Here is a 369-nt window from a genome sequence, read left to right on the forward strand (position 1 = left end):
GCATCGAACGCGCTGATCGAATTGCTGAACGCAATTTCGATGTCGCCGTATGCTTGTTTCGATGTGTCACCCGCCTGATCATACTGGTACCACACTGTAGAAGCGGAGTCATCAACTTTTAGGTAAGCTATGTCAGTCTCACCGTCACTATCGGTATTTGTCGTATCAAACTCTAATGTGTAGGTTTCGCCTTCAGACACCTCGACGTTGGTATCTGTTGAAAACGTCTGTTCGCCAGTTGTGAGCGTCGGCTCCCAGCCGTCTTTTATCAGCGTTCCTTCATCGTAGTCGGAATCGATGCCCTCCTTCACTAGGTACACGTCCACAACCGCGTTGTAGTCACTGCCTCTGACAAACCCTATATCGACT

General features: G+C 49.3%; 1 protein-coding gene. It reads right to left on the minus strand.

Annotation, left to right across the window (positions count from 1 at the left end; genetic code table 11):
* Positions 1 to 369: hypothetical protein (locus EXE45_RS18330; RefSeq protein WP_206750520.1), on the minus strand; the 369-nt coding region annotated here is incomplete at both ends.

Source organism: Halorubrum sp. SP9 (genome assembly GCF_005435015.1).
GTDB classification, from domain to species: Archaea; Halobacteriota; Halobacteria; order Halobacteriales; family Haloferacaceae; genus Halorubrum; species Halorubrum sodomense.